We start from the raw sequence: 22,955 nt of genomic DNA, 5'->3' as shown, positions 1-22,955 counted from the left end.
AACAGCTTAGCCGTAGTGGAGGGGGTCATGGGGGCGAAAGGGGTTGACCGAGGGGAGTGGCGGTCGTAACCTTCAGGAACTGTTCTGCATCACAGAACGGTGTTCTGAAAATTCACCGCACCATCTCATCCGATCTGCACGGCAAGCCGTACAGATCGCACAGCTCCACCGAACGAACCGACCCACTTCCTGCGGCGACTGCCGGGCGGATGGCGCCGGGGTGCGAAGGCCGGGCAGGGCCTCCGCACCCGACGACTCTCGACGCAAGGAGCAAGCACCATGAGTTCAGGCCCGGACACCACCTCCGGAGCCCGGATCGCCGAGCGCGCCCGCAAGGTCGTGCCCGGCGGCGTGAACAGCGGCCAGCGCAGCGTTCCCGGACTCGCCGACCTCGTCGTCACCGCGACCTCGGGCGCCCGGTTCCGGGACGCCGACGGCCGCGAGTACACCGACTTCCACGCCGCCTTCGGTCCCCCGCTGCTCGGCCACAACGACCCCGACGTGGCCCGCGCCACCGCCGAGGCCGGCGCCCGCATCGGCCATCTGGGCGTCGGGGTGACGGAGGGCGAGGTCCAACTCGCCGAACAACTCACCGAGCTGATCCCCTCCGTGGAGAAGGTCCTCCTCACCAGCACCGGCAGCGAGGCCACCTTCCACGCGCTACGGGTCTCCCGCGCCGCCACCGGACGCCGCCTGATCGTCAAGTTCCAGGGCTGTTACCACGGGTGGCACGACTCGGTCAGTCTCAACGTCATCTCCGCACCCGAGAAGGTCGGCCGTCACGATCCGATCTCCACCGGCATCCTCCCCGAGGTGCTGGACGCCACCCTGGTGCTGCCGTTCAACGACAGCGAGGCCGTCCGCCGCACCTTCGCCGAACACGGCCACGACATCGCCGCGGTCATCGTCGAACCCGTTCCGCACAACGTCGGCACCCTCCTGCCGTACCCGGAGTTCCTGAGCACCCTGCGCGAGGAGACCACCAGGGCGGGCAGCGTCCTCGTCTTCGACGAGGTGATCACCGGCTTCCGCCACGCGCTCGGCGGCTGGCAGTCGATCAGCGGGGTCACCCCCGACCTCACCACCCTCGGCAAGGCCATCGCCAACGGCGCCCCGGTCGGCGCCATCGGGGGACGCGCCGACCTCATGGACCTGTTCTCCACCCGCCCCGGTGCCCCCGCCTTCTTCGCCGGCACCTACAACGGCCACCCCTCCGTGGTCGCCGCGGCCCTCGCCACCGTGCACAAGCTCCGCACGGAACCCGTCCACGACCACGTCCACCGCCTCGGCGAGCGGGTCCGCACCGGGCTGAGGGAGGTGTACCAGCGGCTCGGCGTGCCCGTCGTCGTCACCGGCCACGGCTCCGTGTTCGTCACCTACTTCATGCCGGGCGACGCCCCGCGCACCTACGACGACCTCCTCGCCAACGACGCGACCCTCTTCGTCGGCTACCGCCGCCGCCTTCTCGACCACGGACTGTTCGAACTCCCGCTCAACCTCAAGCGCAGCCACCTCAGCTACGCACACACCGATGCGGACGTCGACCGGCTGCTCGAAGGCACCGAGGCCGCCGTACGGGCCGTCCTCGCCGACGGGGGCGCCCGCGACCTGGAGAACGCCTCCACCATGGGCGGGGCGGTCCGCTGATGCTCACCGTCAACACCTCCCGCCCCGCCGGCCCCGCCGGACGGATCAGCCGCGTCGAGACCCTGATGCTCGGTACCGCCTGGCGCGACTTCGGCTACGTCCGCGTCCACACCGACGAGGGACTGTCGGGCATCGGCGAGATCACCCACCCGTACCGGGGCGCCGAGGTCTGCGCCCTCACCGAATCCCTCGCCCGCCGCCATCTGATCGGCGCCGACCCCTTCGACGTCGAGGAGGTCTGGCTCCGGCTCTACCAGGGCGACTTCCTGCGCGGCGGAGACATGGGCGGCATCGCCCTGTCCGGCCTCGACCAGGCCATGTACGACCTGATGGGCAAGGCCCTCGGGGTGCCCGCCTACCGGCTCACCGGGGGCGCCTGCCGGGACCGGGTCCGGGTCTACGCCAACGGCTGGTACAACGGCGAACGCGACCCGGACGTCTTCGCCGCCAAGGCCCGGGCCACCGTCGCCAAGGGCTTCACCGCCCTCAAGTTCGACCCCTTCGGCCCCGGCCTGCACGAACTGGAACGCGCCGAACTGCGCCGCTCCCTCGACCTCGTCGCCGCCGTGCGCGAGGCGATCGGCCCGGAGGTCGACCTCTTCGTCGAGGGCCACGCCCGCTTCGCCATGCCCACCGCGAGCCGACTGGTCCACGCCCTCGAACCCTTCGACATCGGCTGGTTCGAGGAGCCGATGCCGTGGACCCACATCGAGCGGTACGCGGAACTGCGGCAGCGGGCCGCCTTCCCGATCTCCGGCGGCGAGCACTTCCACAACCGCTACGAGTACAAACAGCTCTTCGCCACCGCGGCCGTCGACATCGTCCAGCCCGACCTGTCGATGGCGGGCGGGTTCACCGAGGTCCGCAAGATCGCCGCCATCGCCGACGCCCACGGCATGCTCGTCGCCCCGCACAACTCCAACTCGCCGCTGTGCACCACCGCGTCCGTCCATGCGGCCCTCGGCATCCCCAACCTCAAGATCCTGGAGACCTTCGACGGTCTGCTGGAGGACCACGTCTTCCACGCCCTCAAGGGCACCCTCCCCCTCGTGGACGGGCACATCGGCCTGCCGACCGCGCCCGGCCTCGGCGTCGAGCTCGTGGACGAGGTCTTCGCGGAACACCCGCCGACCCACCGGTTCTGGAACATGTTCGAAGACGGCTGGGAGAAGAGGAACCGCACATGACGGAACCCGCAGCGCACGGCCCCGTCGGGCCGCGGCCGTCGACGCGGAGGCGGCCGTCATGATCACCGACGTCCACTCCCACCTGTTCCGGCACCACCACGACATCGGCGACCCCTTCGCCTCCGACTCCGCGCGGGCGCACGCCGGCGAGGTGGACCTGACGGTCGACTGGGAGGCGTACGCCGCCACCGCCCCCGAGGGCACCCGCACCGTCGTCGTCGGCGGCAAGGCCCGCCGCAGCGGCCTGTGGGTGGACGACGCGGCCGTCGCCGCCTACACCGCCGCCCACCCCGACCGGCTCATCGGCTACCTCTCGATCGACCCCACCCAACCCGGATGGCAGGACGAACTCCGGTACGGGCACCAGGAACTCGGACTGCGCGGCATCAAACTCATGCCGATGTACGCCGGGTTCGACCCCGCCGACCCGGCCTACGACGAGCTCTACGCCTACGCGCAGCGGCACGCGCTGCCGCTGCTCGTCCACACGGGGACCACCTTCGTGTCGGCGGCGCCCCTGGAGTACGCGATGCCGCGCCACCTCGACGCGGTCGCCATCCGCCACCCCGAACTCCGCATGGTCCTCGCCCACCTCGGCCACCCCTTCGAGGGCGAGTGCATCGCGGTCATCCGCAAGCACCCGCACGTCTACGCGGACGTCAGCGCGCTGCACTACCGCCCCTTCCAGCTCTGGCACAGCCTGCGGCTCGTCCAGGACTACGGGGTCTGGGACAAGCTGCTGTTCGGCAGCGACTACCCGTTCACCACCGTGGACGACTCCGTCGCCGGGCTCCGGGCCGTGGCGGACGTCCCCGGCATCCCCGGTCTGCCGCCCCTCGACCGGGACGAGGTGGAGAAGCTGATCCACCGCGATGCGCTGCCCCTGCTCGGCCTCACCGGCTGACCGCGGCACCGGTTCCCCTCGCGCACCCGCAGGGAACCGACCGCGCGACCGCCCGGGGGCGCGCACCCCGCGCCCCCGGGCCCGCTCCGGACTCCCGCCCGCCCGGGCGTCCCCCTCCCACCGAGGAACGAACCCATGCACCGATTCAGCCTCGCGGGCCGTACCGCCCTGGTCACCGGGGCCGCCCGGGGTCTGGGCCGCGCCTTCGCCGTCGGACTCGCCGAAGCGGGCGCCGACCTCGTCCTGGTCGACCTGCCGGGCGCCCCGGGCCTCGCGGAGACCGAGGCGGCGGTCCACGCCCTCGGCCGCCGTAGCCACACCTACGCCCAGGACCTCGCCCGCACCGAAGAACTGCCCGCGCTCGCCGACCGCATCCGCTCCGACCTCGACCGCGCCCCGGACGTCCTCGTCAACAACGCGGGAACCGCCGCCCTCGAACGCTTCAACACCATCACCCCCGCGTCCTGGCAACAGATCATGCGGGTCAACGTCGACGCCGTGTTCTTCCTGTCCCAGCGGATCGCCGAGCACATGATCGCGGACGGCGTGCGGGGCCGCATCATCACCGTCACCTCCAAGAACGCGCTGGTCGCCGAGGCCGGGCTCGCCCACTACAACGCCTCCAAGGCCGCCGCCCAACTCCTCACCGAGACCCTCGCCGTGGAACTCGCCCCGCACGGCATCACCGCCAACACGCTCGCCCCCGGCATGGTCGACACCCCCATCGACGGGGAGTTCCCGTTCGACCGGGAAGCGTTCGAGTCCGCGTACCGCGAGCGCATCCCCCTCGGCCGTTACGCCGACCCCGAGGAGTGCGTCGGCGCGCTCCTCCTGCTCGCCTCCGACGCGGGCGCCTACCTCACCGGCACCCGGCTCGTCGTCGACGGCGGCGTCCTCGCCGACCAGATGCCCCGCACCCGCTTCCTGCCGCCCTACCGGACCACCCTCCCCCCGGGCGACGCCCGCTCCGAGGACGTCCGCCCGTGATCCGCACCGCCCGCCCCGGCGACGGGGCGGCCCTGCACGCCCTGTGGGCCCTCTGCTTCCCCACCGCCCGTCACCTCCCCGCGCTGCACGCCCTCGACCCGGGCCGCCACCACCGCACCTTCGTCGCCGCACGCACCGACGGCACCCTCGACGCGGTCGTCGTGTACGTCCCCCGCACCCTGCGCGACGCGACCGGCGCACCCCGACGCGTCGGCGGCATCGGCTCCGTCGCCACCCGCCCCGAGGCCCGGGGACGGGGACTGGTCGGGGAACTGCTGGCCCGGGCGGTCGACACCATGACGGCGGAGGGCTGCGCCTGGTCCCTGCTGTTCACCGGCACGCCCGGGGTCTACCGGGGCTCCGGCTGGCGGGAGTTCCACCGCCCCCGCACCGAGGGCGCGCTCCCGGCACGGAACGGGCGAACCAGCGAGGGCAGCGGGCGGTACCGGGTGCGCCCCGTGCTCCCCGCCGACGCCCCGGCGGTGGTCCGGCTCCAGTCGGCCCACAACGCGGCCCGGCCGCTGAGCACCGTCCGCGACGCCGACGACTGGCGGGTACGGGTGCCCGCCTGGTACGGGCCCCACTGCTGGTCGCTGCTCGCCGAGCCCCGTCGGGGCGGTCCACCGCGCGGTTGGCTCGTCGCCCGTCCGACGGGCCCGGACCGGGTGGACGTCCTGGAGACGGCGCACGAACCCGCAGCGCCAGGGGTGCTCGACGACCTGTACGCGCACCTCGCGGCCCGGGCCCGGGCCCGGACCGCCGGGCGCACCGGGGTCCGGCTCCTGACGCCGCCGTGCGCCGCGTCCCGGCGGGCCGCGCCGCTCCTGATCGCCGCCGGCACCGCCGTCGAGGCCGTGGACCCCACCGGCATGGCCCGCCCGCTCACCGAAGCCCCGGACCGCGTCGAGCGCACCCTCGCCGCGCCGGGCGCCGTCCACTGGTACGGCGACTCGTTCTGATCGGGCCGCTCGGCCGGACGCACCCCGCGACGCGCACCCGTGGCCACCCGTTCGGCGGCCCGGAGGTGCGGATCGCCCCGACGGCCCCTTGACTGGCCGGGGCGGGGAGCGATCACGGCACGGGAGGCAGCAGGTGAACGGGCACTTCGGACGGGGCGTGGCGGGCGTCGTTCTGGTGGCGGGGCTCGCCGCCACCGGCACCGGCTGCTCCGAGGGCGGGGGTTCGCCGTCGGGCACGGTCTCCAAGGCGGCCTCGGCCGCGGCCTCCGCGGGAGCCGGCCTCGCCTCCCAGGCCGCCGAGGCCGCTGCCTCGGCCTCCGCAGCAGCCGAACGGAAGATCGACGAGGTCACCGACGGCGTCGACGCCCGGGACGAGGTGAAGCTCTCCGGCCAGGCCACCGACGGGGACGGCCGCACCACGGTCGAGGTCACCGCCCGCAACACCGCCGACAGCACCAAGTCCTTCGTCGTCCAGGTCACGTTCAAGGACTCCGCAGGGAACCTCGTCGACACCGTCGCCGTGACCGTGTCCGACGTGCCCGCCGCAGGGACCGAGAAGGCGGTGGCGCGGAGCACCCACCAACTGTCCGGAACCATCCGCACCGAGGTCGACCGGGCCCTGCGCTACTGACCCACCGCGGCTCACAGCGGGGTGTACGCACCTCCGTTCACCTGGAGCACCTGCCCGGTGACGTGCCGCGCGGCGGTCGAGGCGAGGAAGAGCACCGCGCCGGCGATGTCCTCCGGAGTGCCCGCCCGACCGGTGGACGTCGCGGCGACCAGGGCGTCCTGACGTTCTCCGGTGAGGCGGTCGCGGAAGAACTCGGTGGTGGCGACGTAACCCGGTGCGACGACGTTGGCGGTGACGCCCCGCCGGCCCAGCCCCTTCGCCAGGTCGAGGTTCCAGGCGATGAGTCCGGCCTTGGCCGCCCCGTAGGAGCCGGCGCCCTGACCCGCTGCGATCGACCCGATCTGGATGACGCTGCCGCTTGCGACGAGCCGCTCCTCCAGGGCCTTCGTGGTCAGCGCGGCGCTGACGAGGTTGGCGTCCAGATTGGCCCGGAAGTCACGGGCGTACGCGGCGAGCCCGCCGGCCCCGTCCGCGTCGAAGTCCGTGTTGCCGCCGGCGTTGTTGACCAGTACGTCAACGGTGCCGGGGAGCAGGCCCACCAGGTGTTCGACCGCCGCGGGGTCGGTGTGGTCGCAGACCAGCGCCCGCGCCCCGGTCTCCTCGGCCAGTGCCCGGATCGGCCCCGCACGGCGACCGGTGACGACCACGTCGTCCCCCAGGGCGGCGAACTGGCGGGCGATCGCTCGTCCGATGCCCGTGCCACCGCCGGTGACCAGGACGGTGCGTGCCATATGCTGTCCCTCCACTGTTCGTTCAGGTCTAAATTCAGGTCTAAATATAAGACGGGGGAGGGGCGCTGTGGCAAGCGAGGGCACCGGAGCCGAACGGGACGCACGAGGGACCGCAGACCGTGCGGACCGGGACGCGCACCCGAACGGGGCCGCGGAGCGGGGCCGGGGCGCCGCCACCGTCGAGGAGATCTCCGCCGCCTGGGCCCGCGAACTGCCCGGCGTGCCGGTCGCGCCGATCGGGATCGTCACCCCGGTGTGGCAGCTCGCCAAGCTGTTCGGGGACGACCGCCGCCGGATCCTCGCCCGCGCCGAGGTGGACGCCGCCACGCTCGACCTGCTCAGCGTCCTGCGCCGGGGCGGCCCGCCCTACACCCTGAGCACCCGCGAACTGGCCCGCCGCTCCCTGGTCACCGCCGGAGCCGTCTCCCAGCGGGTGGCCCGCGCGGAACGCGAGGGACTGGTCACCCGGCGGTCGGGTGCCGGCCGACCCCGGACCGTCGACGTCACCCTGACCGAAGCCGGCCACCGGGTCGTCGAAGCGGCCGTCGGCCATGTGCTGCACCGCGAGGCCGAACTCGTCGGCGGCCTCACCACGGACCAGCAGGAACAACTGGCGCAGCTGCTCGGTGCCCTGCTCCGCACGGTGCAGCGGGACCTCGGCGACGACCGGATCAGCCAGGTCGGACTGGACTGACCCGCCGCCCACCCGCCCGCCGGGTGGTTGCTGCGGTCCGGTCAGTCGCGGGTGCAACGGCTGCCGGGCTGCACGCCCCGCGCCGTCGGATAACACTGGAGGACGAAGTCCGCGGCATCGTCGCTGACGTACCGTCCGACGCAGGCGTTCCGGGTCACCAGCCCCTTGCTCCGGCAGTACTCCACCGCCGCCCGCCCGGTCGCGAAGTCCGGCACGTAGAACACCCAGTACCCCGGGCGCAGGGCGGCGAACCGGTCGCTGGACAGCACCCGGACACCGGACAGCCCCCGGGCCCGCAGCGCCGCCGCCTGCCGCGCGCGGGCCGTGTGGCCGAGCGACCTCTCGACGGACGCGAGCTGCGCGATCCAGGTACCGGCCGGCCCGGCGTCCGGCGGGGCGGCCGCGCTCCGCGACGGGTCGGTCCGCCCCGGGACGCCCGACGCGGACGCCCCGGCCGAGGGCGACCCCGAAGGAGGACGGGAGGGGCGCGGGGAAGGCCCGCCGGAACCAGCGGACGGGGCAGCGGCGCCGACGGCCGGACGTGCGCGGTCCCCCGTCGCCCGCGGTCCGTCGCCGCCGCCCTCGCTGAGGGCCAGCAGCAGTGCGGTGCTCGTGATCACCGCCACGACGACGGCGACCACGGCCACCACGAGCGCCGCGCGGGACCGGCCCGCTGCTGCCGGACCCGCCCCGGCACGCGGCTCCGGAGCACCCTGAACCGGCGCTGTGGGATCGGGCGCCGTCACGGTGGCCGCCGCCCACTGCGGTGTCCGGCCGTTCTCCACCGCGGCGAGCAGGGCGTCCAACTGGTCGGGACCGGGCCGCTCCCGCGGCTCGCGCACCAACAGCGCGGACAGCACCGGGGCCAGCGGCCCGGACCGTGCTGCCGGTGGCACCGGGTCCTCCAGGACGGCGGTCAACGTCCCGAAGGTCGTGCTCCGGCGCAGCGGGCTCACCCCTTGCACGGCCACGTACAGGACCAGGCCCAGGGACCAGAGGTCGGAGGCGGGGTCGTCGTCGGAGCCCCGGACCCGCTCGGGAGCCATGTACTCGGGCGAGCCGATCAGCTGTCCGGTGACGGTCAGCGTTCCCGCGTCCCGCAGCGTGGCGATGCCGAAGTCGGTGAGGACCGCCGAACCGTCCTCGCGCAACATGATGTTGGCCGGCTTGACGTCCCGGTGGTGGACCCCGGCCGCGTGCGCGGCGCGCAGTGCGGACAGCACCTGACGGCCGAGCCGGGCGGTCGCCACCGGGTCGAGCGGCGACTCGGCCGTCAGGTCGTCCAGGGTGCGGCCGGGCAGCAGTTCCATCACCAGCCAGGGCTGCGGCACCTCGCCCGTGTCGGGGTCCGGAGGCAACTGCACGACCTGGTGGATCGTCACCACATGGGGGTGGTGGATGCGTCCCAGGGCGCGGGCCTCCCGCAGGACGCGCTCGCGCAACACTTCGCGGTCCCGGTCGGAGAGCCCCGGACGGGACGCCCTCATCTCCTTGAGCGCCACCTCACGGCCGAGCACCGCGTCCCGGGCCCGCCACACGGTGCCCATGCCCCCGCTGCCCAGCCGTTCGAGCAACTCGAACCGTCCGTCGATGATGTCGCCGGGCGCGCCCAACGTTCCCCCTCCGCGCCGCTGATGTCCCTGGGCCAGGGTAGAGGGGCCGCGGGCGCTCCGCTAACCGGCGCGGGGTCCCGTGGGCGACGGGACCCCCGGGCTCGCCCGCCCGCCCCGCACCCCGGATGATCAGGCCATGTCTCCACGCGCCGCCTTCGCCGTCCGTTCGGTCCGCACCGAGGAACTGCCCCGTCTCCAGGAGGTCGAGCGGGCCGCCGGGCGCGCCTTCGCGGACATCGGGATGCCCGAGATCGCCGAGGACGATCCGCCGCCGCTGGACGAACTCGCCCGCTTCGCCGCCCTGGACGCCTGTTGGGTCGCGGTCTCCCGCGGAACGGGGACGGTCGTGGCCTACCTCCTCGCCGAGCCGGTCGACGGCGGCCTCCACGTCGAGCAGGTGTCGGTGCACCCGGAGGCGGCACGCAGGGGCGTCGGCCGGACGCTGCTCGACCACGCGGCGGCCCGTGCGGGTGCCGTCGGCGCCGCGGCGTTGACCCTGACCACCTTCACCGAGGTCCCCTGGAACGCGCCCTACTACGTCCGGATCGGCTTCCGCGTCCTCGACGAGAACGAACTGACCCCGGGGTTGCGGGAGATCCGACAGCGGGAGGCTGCGCATGGCCTGGACCGCTGGCCGCGCGCCGTGTTGTGGCGTCCGGTCGGCGCCGGGCCGTCCGCGTGAGGCCCCGGTCCCGGTCCCGGTGCGGGTGCGGGTGCGTACGAGGACCGGCCGGCGTCCGGGACGTGGGGACGCCTCGCGTGCGCCCGGGTGCTCGTCGTCGCCGCACTCCACTTCTTCTGGGCGCTGGGACTGCTGCTCGCGGGGCCGCTCGTCCCTAGATCCCGAAGGGCGCCGCGTACCGTACCGTCCCGCCGGGCAACGGGTGCTCCGGATCGAGGGCGAGCGCCATCAGGGCGTCGTCGGGGACGTCGAGCGGAACGTCGATCCCGTGGGCCGAGGCGGGTGCGAAGCCGAACCTCGGGTAGTACGCGGGATGCCCGAGGACCACGACGGACTGCTCTCCCCGCTGCGCCGCGGCGGCCAGTGCGGCGCGGACCACCGCGGAGCCGGCCCCGGTCCGTTGGTGGGAGGGACGCACCGCCACGGGGGCCAGGCACAGGGCGGGCACCGCCCCGATGTGGCAGCGGGTCAGCAGGGCGTACCCGACCGGGTCGCCGTCGGCGTCGACCGCCACCAGCGACAGTCCGTCGATCCATGCCGGGTCGAGGCGCAGCGCGTCCACGAGGTCCGCTTCCGCCGGGGTGTCGAAGGCTGCGAGGTTGATCCCCCGAACGGCGGTGACGTCCGCGTCGGTCTCGACGCGGGTGGTCCAGGTGGAGTGTGCGTTCATGGGGGTGCGGTCCACTCTCCCTCGGGCGTACGGGTGGGCTTCGAGCGCATGGTCTCACTCCTGCGGGGTCGGTGCCTCCTTCGCCGCGGGGTGAGCCGGGGAACCGCCGGGGGCCGCCGCCGGACGGGACCGCACCCGCCGGGGTCCGCGCAGTTCCGGCGTGGTGACACCCACCGCGATGACGGCACCGAGGCAGAGCAGACCACCGCTGACCAGGGCCGTCGCTCCCGAGGTGGCATCGGCGACGAGCCCGGCGCGTAGATTGCCGAGGTCGGGTCCGGCCTGGCCGACGATCTGCTCGCCGGCGGCGACCCGGCCGAGCAACTCCGTCGGGGTGTGCAACTGGACCACCGTCCCCCGGGCCACCACGGACACCGTGTCGGCGGCTCCGGCCAGGGCGAGGAAGGCCAGCCCGACCCAGGGGTCGGACGCCGCCCCGAACAGCGAGAGCGCCACCCCCCAGACGGCGGACGAGACCAGCATGACGACACCGGGCCGGGGGAGCCGGGTGAAGGTGCCGGACAGCACGGAGGCGGCGACCCCGCCGACGGCCAGGGCGGTGAGGAACAGACCGAGGGTGCGCGGGTCGCCGCCGAAGTGTTCCGCGTTGGCCAGGGGGAAGAGGCTGACGGGCATCGCCAGCAGGGTCGCGGCGAGGTCGGTGAGCAGGGCGCCGCGGATCACGGGTGTGCGGGTGAGGAAGGCCAACCCGTCCAACACGCCGCGCACCCCGGGGCGGGCCGCCGCGCCCCCCGGCTCCATGCCCGGCAGCCGGAACACGGCGTAGAGCGCGGCGGTGAAGGTCAGTGCGTCGATCGTGTAGCAGGCGCCCACCCCGAGCGTTCCCGCGACCACTCCGCCCAGCGCGGGGCCCAGGAGGAGGGCTCCCTGGAAGGCGATGCGGCTCAGTGCGAGTCCCGCGGCCAGTTGGTGCGGGGGCAGCAGCAGGGGGAGGAAGGAACGGGTCGCCGGGCCGTTGCCGGCCACGAAGCAGGACTGGACCGCGACGAGCACGAGCAGTCCGGCGGGCGGTAGGGGGGCGAGGAACCCCTGGAGGGCGAGCAGCAGCGAGCACACCACCTGCCCCGCGGTCATGAGGAGGGAGAACTTCCGGCGGTCCACGCGGTCGACGACCGCACCGGCGAAGAGCCCGAGGACGACGAGGGGGAGCGCTTGGGCCAGCCCGACCGCTCCCGACCAGACGGGGCTCTGCGTTTCCTGCCACACCTGGAACATCACGGCGACCAGGCTCATCTGACCGCCCAGCCCGGAGAGCGTGCGCCCGATCCACAGCCGCCGGAACGGCGCGTTGCTCCGCAACGGGGTCACGTCGAGCAGTGTGGTGCTGAGCTTCACGGGTCTCCCTGCACCGACGGCGCACCGTAACGACGGGTGAACCGGAGGCTTGCCCTCACCCGGCTCGAAGAGGCAACCTAGTGCGCCTCGGCCCGAGGCGCCAATGACGTCCCGGGCTGCGGACTTGCACGTCTTCGGGTGGTCCGGGCGGACCGGCGGCCCGACCGTTCGGCCCCCGCCACCGGGCGGGCGGGCACGGCGATGAGACTTCTCTCAGGTGGGGCCCGGTTCCCACCCGGTCGGACTATCGTCACCGGGGTCAAACCGTCCCGTGTCGTGACGAGAGGGGAGTGCGGTGCCGTGGGCTGCGGGCCGGTCCCTCCGGACGTCGGGCCGGTACGTGCTCTGAGCAAAACCATCGTAAAGGTCCAGACCTATTGACCCCCCTGGTCTAGTCCTCTTAAGGTCTGGCCACTGCGTCACCCCAGCTTCCACCGACGCACTCCCTCCGTTTCTCTTCGGCTCCCTGACATCCAGTCACGGGGCCAACGCGTCAACCCCAGACGCGTCTTGCGCACGAACCGCGACTCCTGTCGTCGCGGACCCCCACCAGGAGGATCTGAACGTGCTGTCTTCCAAGCGGGCCAAACCGGCGTTGTTCGCCGCCGGTGCGGTCGCGATCGGCGCCATGCTGGCCGGAACCCTCACTTCCGGTGTCTCGCAGGCCGCCTCCCAGGAGAACTGTCGCCCCGAGGGGCTTTACTCGACGCCCGGCGTAGACGTCCCCTACTGCTCGGTGTACGACACCGAGGGCCGCGAGAAGATGGGCGCGGACCACCAGCGCCGCATCATCGGCTACTTCGCCAACTGGCGTACCGGCAAGGACGGCAGGCCCGCCTTCCTCGCCAACCAGATTCCGTGGGACAAGATCACCCACATCAACTACGCCTTCGCGAGCATCGATTCCGCCAACAAGATCAGCGTGGGCGCCGACGGGCCGGAGAACGCCAACACGGGGATGACCTGGCCGGGCGTCGCCGGTGCCGAGATGGACCCGGCGCTGCCTTACAAGGGTCACTTCAACCTGCTGAACAAGTACAAGAAGCAGCACCCCGATGTGAAGACGCTGATCTCTGTCGGTGGTTGGACCGACACGGGCGGCTTCTACAAGACGGCCACCAACGCCGACGGTTCGGTCAACGAGGCGGGCATCAACACCTTCGCCGACTCGGCCGTCGACTTCATCAAGAAGTACGGGTTCAACGGCGTCGACATCGACTACGAGTACCCGACCTCGATGAAGGACGCGGGCAACCCGAGCGACTGGCCCGAGGCCAACGCCCGGCGCGCCGGGCTCATGAAGGGCTACGCCGTCCTCATGAAGGTCCTGCGCGAGAAGCTCGACCGCGCGGGCGCGGCGGACGGCAAGCACTACCTGCTGACCGTGGCGGCCCCGTCCTCCGGTTACCTGCTGCGCGGCATGGAGACCTTCCAGGTCCAGAAGTACCTGGACTACCTGAACATCATGTCGTACGACCTGCACGGCACCTGGAACGAGCACGTCGGTCCCCAGGCCGCCCTGTACGACGACGGCAAGGACTCCGAGCTCGCCGGCGCCAACATCTACGGCACCGCCCAGTACGGCGGGATCGGTTACCTCAACACCGACTGGGCGTACCACTACTTCCGCGGCTCGATGCCGGCCGGCCGGATCAACATCGGTCTGCCCTACTACACCCGCGGCTGGAAGAACGTGCAGGGCGGCACCGACGGACTGTGGGGCAAGGCGGCCGCCACCTCCTGCCCGCCCGGTTCCGGTCTGACCAAGTGCGGTGAGGGCGCCGTCGGCGTCGACAACGTCTGGCACGACAAGGACACCAACGGCAAGGAGTCCCCGGCCGGGTTCAACCCGATGTGGCACGCCAAGAACCTGGAGAAGGGCATCGTCCCGGACTACCTGCCCAAGTTCGGGCTCGCGCCGGACACCAAGCTCCAGGGCCAGTACGTCCGCAAGTACGACTCGACGCTCGTCGCGCCGTGGCTGTGGAACGCCGAGAAGAAGGTCTTCATCTCCACCGAGGACGAGCAGTCCATCGGAACGAAGGCCGACTACGTGGTCGACAAGGGCCTCGGCGGCACGATGATCTGGGAGCTGGCGGGCGACTACGACTGGAACGCCACCAAGAACCAGTACGAGCCCGGCAGCACGCTGACCACCCTGCTCTACAACAAGTTCAAGGCCGCCAAGGCCTACGGCGCCAAGAAGTCGAACATCGCGATGCCCACCGAGGCCGTCAAGGTGGACGTGGACTTCGGCGGGTTCAAGCTCGGCGACCAGAACTACCCCATCAGCCCCAAGCTGAAGATCACCAACAACACCGCGGCGACCCTCCCGGGCGGCACGGAGTTCCAGTTCGACTACGCGACCTCGGCGCCGAACAACGCCAAGGACCAGTCCGGATTCAACGCGTCGATCATCCGCAGCGACCACACGGGTCCGAACGTCGGTGGCCTCAAGGGCGACTTCCACCGGGTCTCCATGAAGATCCCGGCCTGGCAGTCCATCGCGCCGGGAGCCTCGATGGAGATGGACTTCACGTACTACCTGCCCGTCTCCACCCCGTCCAACTGGACGGTCACCATCGCTGGCAAGACCTACGGTCTCGCCGGTGAGCTGGCCCGCGGCACCACCGTCGTGGAGCCCGGTGGCGGCACGTCCGGCGGCACCAACGGCACGACGTCCGGCACCACCTCCGGCACGACGTCCGGGACCACGTCCGGGACGACGTCGGGCACCACCTCCGGTGGCACCTGCACCGCTCCCCCGTGGAGCGCCGGCGGCGAGTACGGCGGCGGCCAGACGGTGAGCCACAAGGGCAAGCAGTGGAAGTCCAAGTGGTGGACGAAGGGCGACGAGCCCGGCACCACCGGTGAGTGGGGCGTGTGGCAGGACCTCGGTCCCTGCTGATCTGACCTCCGACTGACCATTCGCTGACCGGACCCGGCGGCGCGGGATCATCCCGCGCCGCCGGGTCTTCGCCGTGCGGCCCGCTCAACCCGTCGTCTGATCGGCCCCGCCGACGCCCCCGGGTGCCTAACCGGGCGCCACGGCGATCGGCTTGCGGTAGCGGACGTACTCGTTCCGGGGCCGGAACCCCACGCTCCGGTAGAGGTCGTAGGACCTGTGCGCATTCGCCGCGCCGGTCGACAACCGGGCCGTTACGGCTCCGTGTCGCCGCAGACAGCGCAACCCGTCCAGCAAGAGCGCCCGACCGAGTCACCGACGCCGTGACTGCGCCCGGACGCTCAGTTCTTCGACCTCGCCCACCGCGGGGTCGTGCCGACGGACGGAGCACAGCGCGACCCCGGCCGGGTGCTCCCCGTCCCAAACGGCCCGCCAACAGGTCGGATCGGCTGTGGCGAGGAAGCTCTCGAACGTCCACCGTCGGGTGAAATCAGCATCCGCGTACGCGTCGGTGACCGTCTTCCAGGCCGCTCGGTAGTCGCGCGGGCCGATCGCGCCGATGCGCAGGCCGACGGGCAGCCGCTTGCCGTCGGGGAGTTGTCGCAGGTCGGCCATCTCCCACTCCACCAGGCTGAAGACGCGCTGGTAACCGTTGGCGAGCAGCAGTGCCGTCGACTCCTCCTCGGAGGTCGTGGCGTTCGCGCCGATCACCGCCGCCCGGACGGTTCCGTGCTGCTGCACGAGCCGGCGGATACGGCGTTCCGCCCGGTAGAGCAGGGCTGATCCGACGCCCCGGCCCCGGTGTGCCGGGAGCAGGTACCCACGGTGCAGGTACAGCCACGTCCCGTCCCGCTCCTGCCACCACCGGATCGTCGCGTAGCCGACCACGTCACCGTCGTGCTCCACCACGAGCTGGTTCCCGCAGGGGTCGTCCAACTCGGCGCAGGACGCGGCGATCTCGGCCGCCGTCGGGACCCCCTCCACCACCGACCGGGCGTCGACCCGGTCCCACCGCGCACAGCCCTGCCGCACCCCGGCCATCGCGTCGTGGTCGTCCCGCCCCCGGTACCGCCGGAAGACGTAGCCGGGCGCCCGCTCCCGCGCCGTGGGGCTGCTGTTGTCGGTCCCGGCCGCACCAAGACCTCCGTTGCTCCGGCTGCGCGGCGTCCTCGACCACAAAAGCGTAGGTCGTGCCGATCGGCCGGCGCTAGTCGTCCGTGCGCCGCTGCGGACGCGGGATCAGGTGCGGGGCGCCGGTCTGGGGGTGGGGGATGACGTCGCAGGTCAGCCCGAAGACCTCCGCCACCAGGTCCGCCGTCAGGGTCTCGACGGGGGCGCCCTGCGCCACCACCGCACCCTCCTGGAGCACGATCAGGTGCGTCGCGTAGTGCGCCGCCTGGTTGAGGTCGTGCAGCACCGCCGTGATCGCCCTGCCCCGCCGGTGCAGTTGGGCACAGAGTTCGAGCAGGTCGTACTGGTGGGCCACGTCCAGGTACGTGGTGGGTTCGTCCAGCAGGACGTGCCGGGTGTCCTGGGCCAGGATCATCGCGATCCACGCCCGCTGCCGCTGGCCGCCGGACAACGCCGAAACGGGGGTGTCCGCCAGCTCGGTCAGCCCCGTGTGGTGCAGCGCCCCCTCGATGTGCCGGTCGTCGTCGGGCGTCCACTGGCGCAGCAGCGTGTGGTGCGGGTGACGACCTCGCTGGACGAGGGCCCGTACCGTGATCCCGGCCGGTGTCTGCGGGTTCTGCGGCAACAGGGCCACCTGCCGGGCGAACTGCTTGCCGCGCAGGGAGTGGATGTCCGTCCCGCCGAGCGTGAGCGTCCCGGAGGCCGGCTTGAGGACCCGGGCGAACGCCTTCAACAAGGTGGACTTCCCGGAACCGTTGGGTCCGATGATCGCGGTCAGACCGTCCGTCGGCAGGTCCACGCTGACCCCGCGGACGACGGGCCGCCCGTCGTACGAGAGCGTGACGTCCCGGGCGGACAACCCGGCGGCGGATCGGTCCCGTTCGACGGCGGACACAGCGGGCTTCGCGGTCACAGGGTGCCCTTCTTCCATTCGCGGACGAGCAGGTAGCCGAGGTAGATGCCGCCGATGCCCATCGTGTAGATGCCGACGGGCAGGTCGTCGGTGAGCGGCATGTGCTGGGCCGCCAGATCGGCCAGGACCAGCAGCACCGCTCCGGTCACGGCGGACACCATGATCCGGGGGCCGGGAGCGGGCGCCAGCCGGCGCGCGATCTGCGGGGCGGTCAACGCGATGAACGCGATGGGTCCGGCGACGGTCACCGCGCCCGCTGCCAGTGCGGTGGACAGCACCACGGCGGCGGTGCGGGTGCGCTGCGGGTCGGTGCCGAGGGCGGTGGACAACTCGTCGCCCATCTCGCCGATCGTCAACCCGCGGGAGAGCAACAGCGTCAACGGCACGGCGACCAGCAGCAGCGTCCAGATGGTGGAGACGTCGGTCCAGCTCCGGGTGGCGAGACTGCCGTTGAGGTACGAGGTCAGCACCGTCGCCTGGTCGCGCTCCACCGCGTACACCACGTACTGGGTCACGGCCGCCGCCAGTGCGGCCACGCCGATGCCGGCCACCACGAGCCGGCCCGGGTCACGAAAACCCGTCCCGGTCGCCGCGTACACCACGCCCATCGCGCCCACGGCACCCATCAACGCGCCCACCGACACCGGGAACCCCGGTGCGAGCAGGGCGACCAGGGCGGCCCCCGCACCGGCGCCGCCGCTCAACCCGATGACGTCGGGGCTCCCCAGCGGGTTGCGCGTCACGGACTGGAACAGGGCGCCCGCCACGGCGAACGCGGCGCCCGCCCCGATGCCGGTCACCAGGCGTGGGCCGCGGAGCCGGTTGACGATCAGCTTGTCCATGCCCTCGGCGCCACCGGTGACCGCCGACGGCAGGTCCGCCAGGGCGATGCCCAGCCGCCCCAGGGTGAGGGTGGCCGCGGACGCCACCGCGAGCAGCACCAGCAGACCGGCCGAGACGAACAGCGCCCGGCCGTCCACGGGCAGGGCCACCACCCGCCCGAGCCGCAGCCGTGCCGGTGGGCGCGACGGTGTCACGGACCCCGCGGGGGAGTCCGGCACGGTACGGGTCTTCATCGTCCACCCCTCGTCGGCTGTGTGCGGAGCCCGGCGACCTGCGCCGTACCCCGCGGTCCCGTCGCCGCGCACCTGTGCGGCACGTGCGTCCTTCCTCCGGTCCCGCTCACAGCGAGTGCTTCATCCGACGCAACGTGATCAGCAGCGCGGGCGCGCCCACGAAGGCGGTGACGACGCCGACCATCAGTTCCTGGGGCCGCAGCAACACCCGGCCGATGACGTCCGCGGCCAACAGCAGCACCGGTCCCACCAGCGCGGCCAGCGCGATCTGCCACCGGTGGTCCGTTCCGACCAGACCGCGCACCACGTGCGGCACGGCGAGCCCCACGAAGGCGATCGGGCCGGCCGCCGCGGTCGCCGCGGCGGCGAGCAGCACGGCCGCGCCCCAGCCGAGGGCCCGGGTCACCGCCGGGTTCGCCCCCAGCGAGGTCGCCGACTCGTCGCCCAGGGCCAGGGCGTTGAGCGCGGGCGCGACCAGGACGGCGATCAGCAGCCCCGTCGCCGCGAACGGCAACACGGACCACAGCACGTCGAAGTCCCGCCCGCCGAGGGCCCCGACGACCCAGTAGCGGTAGTTGTCGAAGGTCTGCGGACGGCTCAGCGTGACGGCCTGGATGTAGGCCATCAGCACCGCCGTCAGCACCGCGCCGGCGAGCACCAGCCGCACCGGACTGGAGGAGGCCCCGCTGAAACCGATCAGATGGACCAGGGCGCCTGCCACCAGGGCACCGGGCAGTGCCCACCACATCGCGGACGAGGAACCCGTGGCACCGAGGAACGCCGTGGCGGTGACCACGCCCGCCGCCGCACCGGTGTTGACGCCGAGCAGTCCTGGCTCCGCCAGCGGATTGCGGGTGATGCCCTGCATCAGCGTTCCGCACACCGCGAGGCACGCCCCGGCGAGGACGCCGAGCAGGGTCCGTGGGTAGCGGCTCTCGACGACGGTCGTCAGATGCGCGTCGGCGTCACCGGACAGCACGTCCAGGACGTCGCCCGCGCTCGTGCTCATGCTGCCGAACATCACACTGGCGAGGGCCGCCGCCACCAACAGCAGCGCGGCCCCCACCAGACAGAGCACCAGCCGTGGAACGCCCGCGCGCGACGCGGTCCTGCGCGCGGGCGGGCTCACCGGGATCGTCATCCGTAGCCGGTCCTACTTGCCGGACTTCTCGATGGCCTCGTCGATCAGCGGCAGGTACCGCTCGATGCTCCACGGCACGGTCAGCGGGTTGATCATCGAGGAGGCGGTGACGAACGGGTTCTCGGCACCCGCGACGACCGCGCCCTTCTCGATCGCGGGGATCGCCTTGTACAGCTTCTGCGACTCGATCTCCTTGCGGTTCTTCTCGTCCGAGTAGAACGTGAAGATCAGGTCGCTCTTGGCGAGCTTGTTGCCGTTCTCCAGGCCGATCAGCGAGGAGTCGGTGCCCTCGACCTCCTTGAAGGTGTCCGCGACCGGGTCGGCCTTCAGACCGAGCGAGGACACCACGGCGACGCGCTGCTCCTCGGTGCGGAACACCCCGAGCGTGCCGGGGCCGGTGTTGTAGATGTACGAGAAGGTGTGCTTCTTGTACTCGGGACGGCTCGCGGCGGCGTCCGCGAACGTCTTCTCGATCTCCTTGACGAGCACCTTGCTCTGCTGCGGCTTGCCGAGCGCCTTGGAGACGATCTCGATCTGCTCGTCCCAGTTGGTGCTCCACGCCTTGCCGGGGTAGGCGACCGTCGGCGCGATGTCCGTGAGCACGTCGTACTGCTTCTGCGTCACGCCCGACCAGGGCGCCAGGATGACGTCGGGCTTCAACTCCGCGATGGCCTCGATGTCCAGGTTCTCGCCACCGGTGAACTGCTTGGGGAGCTCGTCGCCCTTCTTCGTCACCGCCTCGTGGATCCACGGCATGTAACCGGTCTTGTCGCTGCCCCACTCGTAGCGCTCCATGCCGACCGGCGTGTAGCCCAACGCGATGGCGGTCTCCGTCGAGCCGTGCCCGAGGGTGACGACCCGCTTGGGCTGCTCCGTGATCTTGGCGGTGCCCAGCGCGTTCTTGATGCTGATCGGGAAGGCGCCCTTGCTCTCGGCCCCGCCGGAGGACTTCTTGTCCTCCTCCTCGGTGGAGCAGCCCGTGAGGACGAGGACGAGGGCGGCGGCCGGGACGACGGCGAGCGCCCGCAGGCCCGGACGGGTGGAGGTGAAGAGCATGAGGGTTCCTCTTGTCGGATGGCCCGGCGTGACGAGGGGCATGCCACGGAGGCCACGGTGGAGTGGCGGGACGCGGGCGTGCCCGGGCGAGACCGGTGAACTAAGGGGACCCTAAGTCTTTTGTAGGGTGAACATCAAATCAGGCCAGCCGGGACGGAATCCGGCCGCTGTCCCGCCGGCCGCTGCCCCGCCGGCCGGACAGCGGGCGGCCGGACAGCGGGCGGGACAGCGGCCGGCGGGCGGCAGGACCCAGCAGGCCACGGCAGTGCACCGCAGGGCACGGCGGGCCAGGGGGACGGGGCCGCCGGGTCCGGGGCGTCGGACCCGGACCCGGCGGCGCGGTCCGATCAGACCACCGCACCCGACTTGTCGCGCTGCTGCGGACGCGCCCGGGGCTCACGCCGTCGCTCCGGCCGCCGGGACTGGAGGATCACGGCGAGCGGGAGCGCGGTGAACACCGTGGACCCGATGCCCAACAGCACCCCGGCCAGCAGCGCCACGGAGAAGTCGGCCAGCGAGTCCCCACCGAGCACGGCCAGTGCCACCAGCACGAACAACGCCCCCATGCCCGTGTTCACCGTCCGGGGCAGGGTCTGCGCGACGGCCTGGTCCGCGAGGTCGGGCCACGCACCGCGGGGCGCACCCCGCCGCAACTCCCGCAGCCGGTCCAGGACGACGACGGTGTCGTTGACGGAGTACCCGACCACCGTCAGGAGCGCGGCCAGGAACACGCTGTCGACCGGCTTGCCGAGCCAGGCGAACAGACCGATCACCAACAGCACGTCCTGCACCATCGAAGCGACCGCGGCCACCGCGAACGTCCAGCGGAACCGGACGGCGAGATAGGCGAGTTGCGCCGCCACCGCGACGGCCAGCGCGATCAGTGCGTGGGTGCGCAACTCATTGCCGAGGCTCGGCCCGATCCGGTCGTCACGCACCACGCTCGCCCCGCCGCCGACCTCGGCCAGCGCCTCCTTCACGCTCTGCTGCTCGTCGTCGGTGAGGTCCGTGATCCGTACGGTGATGTCGCTGTCACCGGACGACTGCACCACGGCGCGCGGGAACCCCGCATCGGCGACCGCCTGCCGTGCCGTGTCCGCGTCGACGGTCTGCTCGGTGGTGTACTGCACGAGTCGGCCACCGGTGAACTCGACGCCGAACTCCAGACCGCGCACCCCGATCCCGGCGAGCGCCACCAACAGCAGACCGCCGCAGATCCCCAACCAGCGCCGCCGCCGGTGCATCAGCCGAGGCGGACGGTTCTCCAACCGGGTCCGCACCCGGCCCTTCATCGTCATGCCCGTCCATCCGGGGCGACGCCGGACCGCTCCCCGCTTCAGGGCCCACTCGGCGAACAGCCGGGTGATGAGCATCGCCGACACCAGCGACGCCAACACACCGATGGCGAGGGTCACCCCGAACCCCTTCACCGGCCCGCTCGCGAAGACGAACAACAACCCGGCCGCGAGCAGCGTCGTGACGTGCGAGTCGGCCACCGCGCTCCACGCCTTGCTGAACCCGACCCGCAGCGGGCGACGCAGATCGGCGGTGCGGGCCGTGGGCCGCAGGTACTCCTCCCGGGCCCGCTCGAAGACCAGGACGTTCGCGTCCACGGCGATGCCGATCGCCAGCACGAAACCGGCGAGCCCCGGCAGGGTCAGCGTCGCGCCGAGCGTGACCACCGCCGCGTAGGAGATGAGGCCGTACAGCCCGAGCGCCAGCGTCGCCAGCAGTCCCAGCAGCCGGTAGACGACCGTGATGAACACACCGGTGCACACCAGACCGATCACCGCGGCCAGCGCACTCGCCCGGATCGCGTCCGCGCCGAGCGTCGGACCGACCGTGCTCTGTTCCACCGTGGTCACCGGCACCGGGAGCGCCCCGCCCTTGACCAGCGCCGCCAGATCGCGTGCCTCGTCCGCCGTGAAGCCACCGGTGATCTGCGCCGAACCGCCGGTGATCCCGGTGTTGCAGGGCACCGACTGCTCCATGCCCGGTGCCGACACGACCTTGTCGTCCAGCACGATCGCGACCCGCCGCGCCGGGTCGCCCGGCGCCTGGCACGCGGCCTCTCCGGTGATCCGGGCCCAGTTCTTGCCCGCGTCGTCGTGGAAGGACAACGACACCGACCAGCCCCGGGCGCCCTGGGTGTCGAAGGACGTGTCGGCGTCCTTGACGCCCGCCCCGGTGAGCGCCGGCGGCCCGAGTCGCAGGAAGCTGCCCGGTGCGTCCGGGTCGGGCAACGTCCGGGAACCGTCCGCGCCGGGCGCGTCCGCCGCCCGGTCCGCCACGCCCTCCACCGAGTGGAAGGTGAGTTGCGCGGTGCGGCCGATGACCTCGGCGGCTTCCCGGGGGTCCTGGACCCCCGGGAGTTCGACGACGATGCGTCGTTCGCCGGAACGTGCCAGGGAGGGTTCGGCGACCCCCAGCGCGTCCACCCGCTGGCGCAGCACTTCCAGCGCGCGGTCGGTCGCGGCGGCGTCCGCCTTGACGGTGGGGGAGTCCCGGGTCTCCAACACGATCCGGGTACCGCCCCGCAGGTCCAGCCCGAGCCGGGGCTCGGTGGTCAGGGCGGCCAACAGGGACAGGGCGACCACGGCGAACGCGGCCAGTGCGCGCCAAAGAGGGGCACGAGATTTCATGAAGGCTCCACGGAGCGTCACACGGGCACG

18 protein-coding genes and 1 pseudogene are annotated in these 22,955 nt (G+C 72.4%); 9 read left to right on the top strand and 10 right to left on the bottom strand.

All coding sequences use genetic code 11. The annotated features are described in order from the left end of the window. The first annotated feature begins 279 nt into the window (after positions 1-279). The 6 genes from ACFYOU_RS12465 to ACFYOU_RS12440 all read left to right on the top strand — a co-directional run bounded on the left by ACFYOU_RS12465 (position 280) and on the right by ACFYOU_RS12440 (position 6,315). The gene (locus ACFYOU_RS12465; protein ID WP_389771261.1) at positions 280-1,647 is read left to right on the top strand and encodes an aspartate aminotransferase family protein; all 1,368 of its coding nucleotides are present in this window, start codon (positions 280-282) and stop codon (positions 1,645-1,647) included. After that, the gene (locus ACFYOU_RS12460) at positions 1,647-2,834 is read left to right on the top strand and encodes an enolase C-terminal domain-like protein (protein WP_391305185.1); all 1,188 of its coding nucleotides are present in this window, start codon (positions 1,647-1,649) and stop codon (positions 2,832-2,834) included. Before ACFYOU_RS12465 ends, ACFYOU_RS12460 begins: the two co-directional genes overlap by 1 nt. Before the next feature lie 58 nt (positions 2,835-2,892). Next, on the top strand, positions 2,893-3,738 hold the full coding sequence (locus ACFYOU_RS12455) for an amidohydrolase family protein (protein WP_391305183.1): 846 nt from the start codon (positions 2,893-2,895) through the stop codon (positions 3,736-3,738). 135 nt (positions 3,739-3,873) lie between these two features. Beyond that, positions 3,874-4,725, top strand: a complete 852-nt coding sequence (locus ACFYOU_RS12450) for an SDR family NAD(P)-dependent oxidoreductase (protein WP_389771268.1) — start codon at positions 3,874-3,876, stop codon at positions 4,723-4,725. Further along, positions 4,722-5,684, top strand: coding sequence for a GNAT family N-acetyltransferase (locus ACFYOU_RS12445; protein ID WP_391305181.1), 963 nt, complete (start codon positions 4,722-4,724; stop codon positions 5,682-5,684). The genes ACFYOU_RS12450 and ACFYOU_RS12445 overlap by 4 nt, the downstream gene beginning before the upstream one ends. A gap of 133 nt (positions 5,685-5,817) precedes the next feature. Then, on the top strand, positions 5,818-6,315 hold the full coding sequence (locus ACFYOU_RS12440; protein WP_389771273.1) for a hypothetical protein: 498 nt from the start codon (positions 5,818-5,820) through the stop codon (positions 6,313-6,315). 11 nt (positions 6,316-6,326) lie between these two features. Here the strand turns inward: ACFYOU_RS12440 and ACFYOU_RS12435 are convergent, their stop codons facing one another. Further along, complete coding sequence (locus ACFYOU_RS12435) at positions 6,327-7,046, bottom strand: SDR family oxidoreductase (RefSeq protein WP_391305179.1); 720 nt, start codon at positions 7,044-7,046, stop codon at positions 6,327-6,329. Between the two features lie 67 nt (positions 7,047-7,113). Between ACFYOU_RS12435 and ACFYOU_RS12430 the strand changes: the two genes are divergently transcribed. Then, positions 7,114-7,740: a MarR family transcriptional regulator gene (locus ACFYOU_RS12430; protein WP_391305177.1), complete on the top strand. Its 627-nt coding sequence runs from the start codon at positions 7,114-7,116 to the stop codon at positions 7,738-7,740. A 41-nt stretch (positions 7,741-7,781) separates the two neighbouring features. Here ACFYOU_RS12430 and ACFYOU_RS12425 read toward each other — a convergent pair whose 3' ends face one another. After that, positions 7,782-9,353, bottom strand: coding sequence for a protein kinase (locus ACFYOU_RS12425; protein WP_391305175.1), 1,572 nt, complete (start codon positions 9,351-9,353; stop codon positions 7,782-7,784). 136 nt (positions 9,354-9,489) lie between these two features. Here ACFYOU_RS12425 and ACFYOU_RS12420 point away from each other — a divergent pair, with 136 nt between their 5' ends. Further along, positions 9,490-10,035 carry a GNAT family N-acetyltransferase gene (locus ACFYOU_RS12420; RefSeq protein WP_391305174.1) on the top strand — a complete coding sequence of 182 codons (546 nt, stop codon included), beginning with the start codon at positions 9,490-9,492 and terminating at the stop codon, positions 10,033-10,035. A 154-nt stretch (positions 10,036-10,189) separates the two neighbouring features. Here the strand turns inward: ACFYOU_RS12420 and ACFYOU_RS12415 are convergent, their stop codons facing one another. Together ACFYOU_RS12415 and ACFYOU_RS12410 are read right to left on the bottom strand one after the other, a co-directional pair. Beyond that, positions 10,190-10,705 (bottom strand): GNAT family N-acetyltransferase, encoded by a 516-nt coding sequence (locus tag ACFYOU_RS12415; RefSeq protein WP_391305173.1) that lies wholly within the window; start codon positions 10,703-10,705, stop codon positions 10,190-10,192. Positions 10,706-10,759: 54 nt separating this feature from the next. Continuing rightward, a complete protein-coding gene (locus tag ACFYOU_RS12410) occupies positions 10,760-12,061 on the bottom strand; it encodes an MFS transporter (RefSeq protein ID WP_391305171.1) in 1,302 nt (433 codons plus the stop codon). A 628-nt stretch (positions 12,062-12,689) separates the two neighbouring features. Here ACFYOU_RS12410 and ACFYOU_RS12405 point away from each other — a divergent pair. Next, positions 12,690-14,969, top strand: a complete 2,280-nt coding sequence (locus tag ACFYOU_RS12405) for a chitinase C-terminal domain-containing protein (protein ID WP_391305780.1) — start codon at positions 12,690-12,692, stop codon at positions 14,967-14,969. Between the two features lie 126 nt (positions 14,970-15,095). On the opposite strand, the pseudogene ACFYOU_RS12400 reads toward ACFYOU_RS12405, so the two are convergent. The 6 genes and pseudogenes from ACFYOU_RS12400 to secD all read right to left on the bottom strand — a co-directional run bounded on the left by ACFYOU_RS12400 (position 15,096) and on the right by secD (position 22,925). Further along, a pseudogene (locus tag ACFYOU_RS12400) lies at positions 15,096-16,007 on the bottom strand (GNAT family N-acetyltransferase). Between the two features lie 166 nt (positions 16,008-16,173). Further along, complete coding sequence (locus ACFYOU_RS12395) at positions 16,174-17,010, bottom strand: ATP-binding cassette domain-containing protein (RefSeq protein ID WP_391305169.1); 837 nt, start codon at positions 17,008-17,010, stop codon at positions 16,174-16,176. Further along, positions 17,007-18,086, bottom strand: a complete 1,080-nt coding sequence (locus ACFYOU_RS12390) for an iron chelate uptake ABC transporter family permease subunit (RefSeq protein ID WP_391305167.1) — start codon at positions 18,084-18,086, stop codon at positions 17,007-17,009. The genes ACFYOU_RS12395 and ACFYOU_RS12390 overlap by 4 nt, the downstream gene beginning before the upstream one ends. Positions 18,087-18,192: 106 nt before the next feature. Further along, positions 18,193-19,227, bottom strand: a complete 1,035-nt coding sequence (locus tag ACFYOU_RS12385; RefSeq protein WP_385755599.1) for a FecCD family ABC transporter permease — start codon at positions 19,225-19,227, stop codon at positions 18,193-18,195. A 12-nt stretch (positions 19,228-19,239) separates the two neighbouring features. Next, positions 19,240-20,283: an ABC transporter substrate-binding protein gene (locus ACFYOU_RS12380; protein ID WP_391305166.1), complete on the bottom strand. Its 1,044-nt coding sequence runs from the start codon at positions 20,281-20,283 to the stop codon at positions 19,240-19,242. Between the two features lie 347 nt (positions 20,284-20,630). Then, positions 20,631-22,925: a protein translocase subunit SecD gene (gene secD, locus ACFYOU_RS12375; protein ID WP_391305164.1), complete on the bottom strand. Its 2,295-nt coding sequence runs from the start codon at positions 22,923-22,925 to the stop codon at positions 20,631-20,633. Positions 22,926-22,955 lie beyond the last annotated feature (30 nt).

This window comes from Streptomyces sp. NPDC005955 (assembly GCF_042871255.1).
Taxonomy (GTDB): Bacteria; Actinomycetota; Actinomycetes; order Streptomycetales; family Streptomycetaceae; genus Streptomyces.
This window is presented reverse-complemented; position numbering and strand designations above follow the sequence as displayed.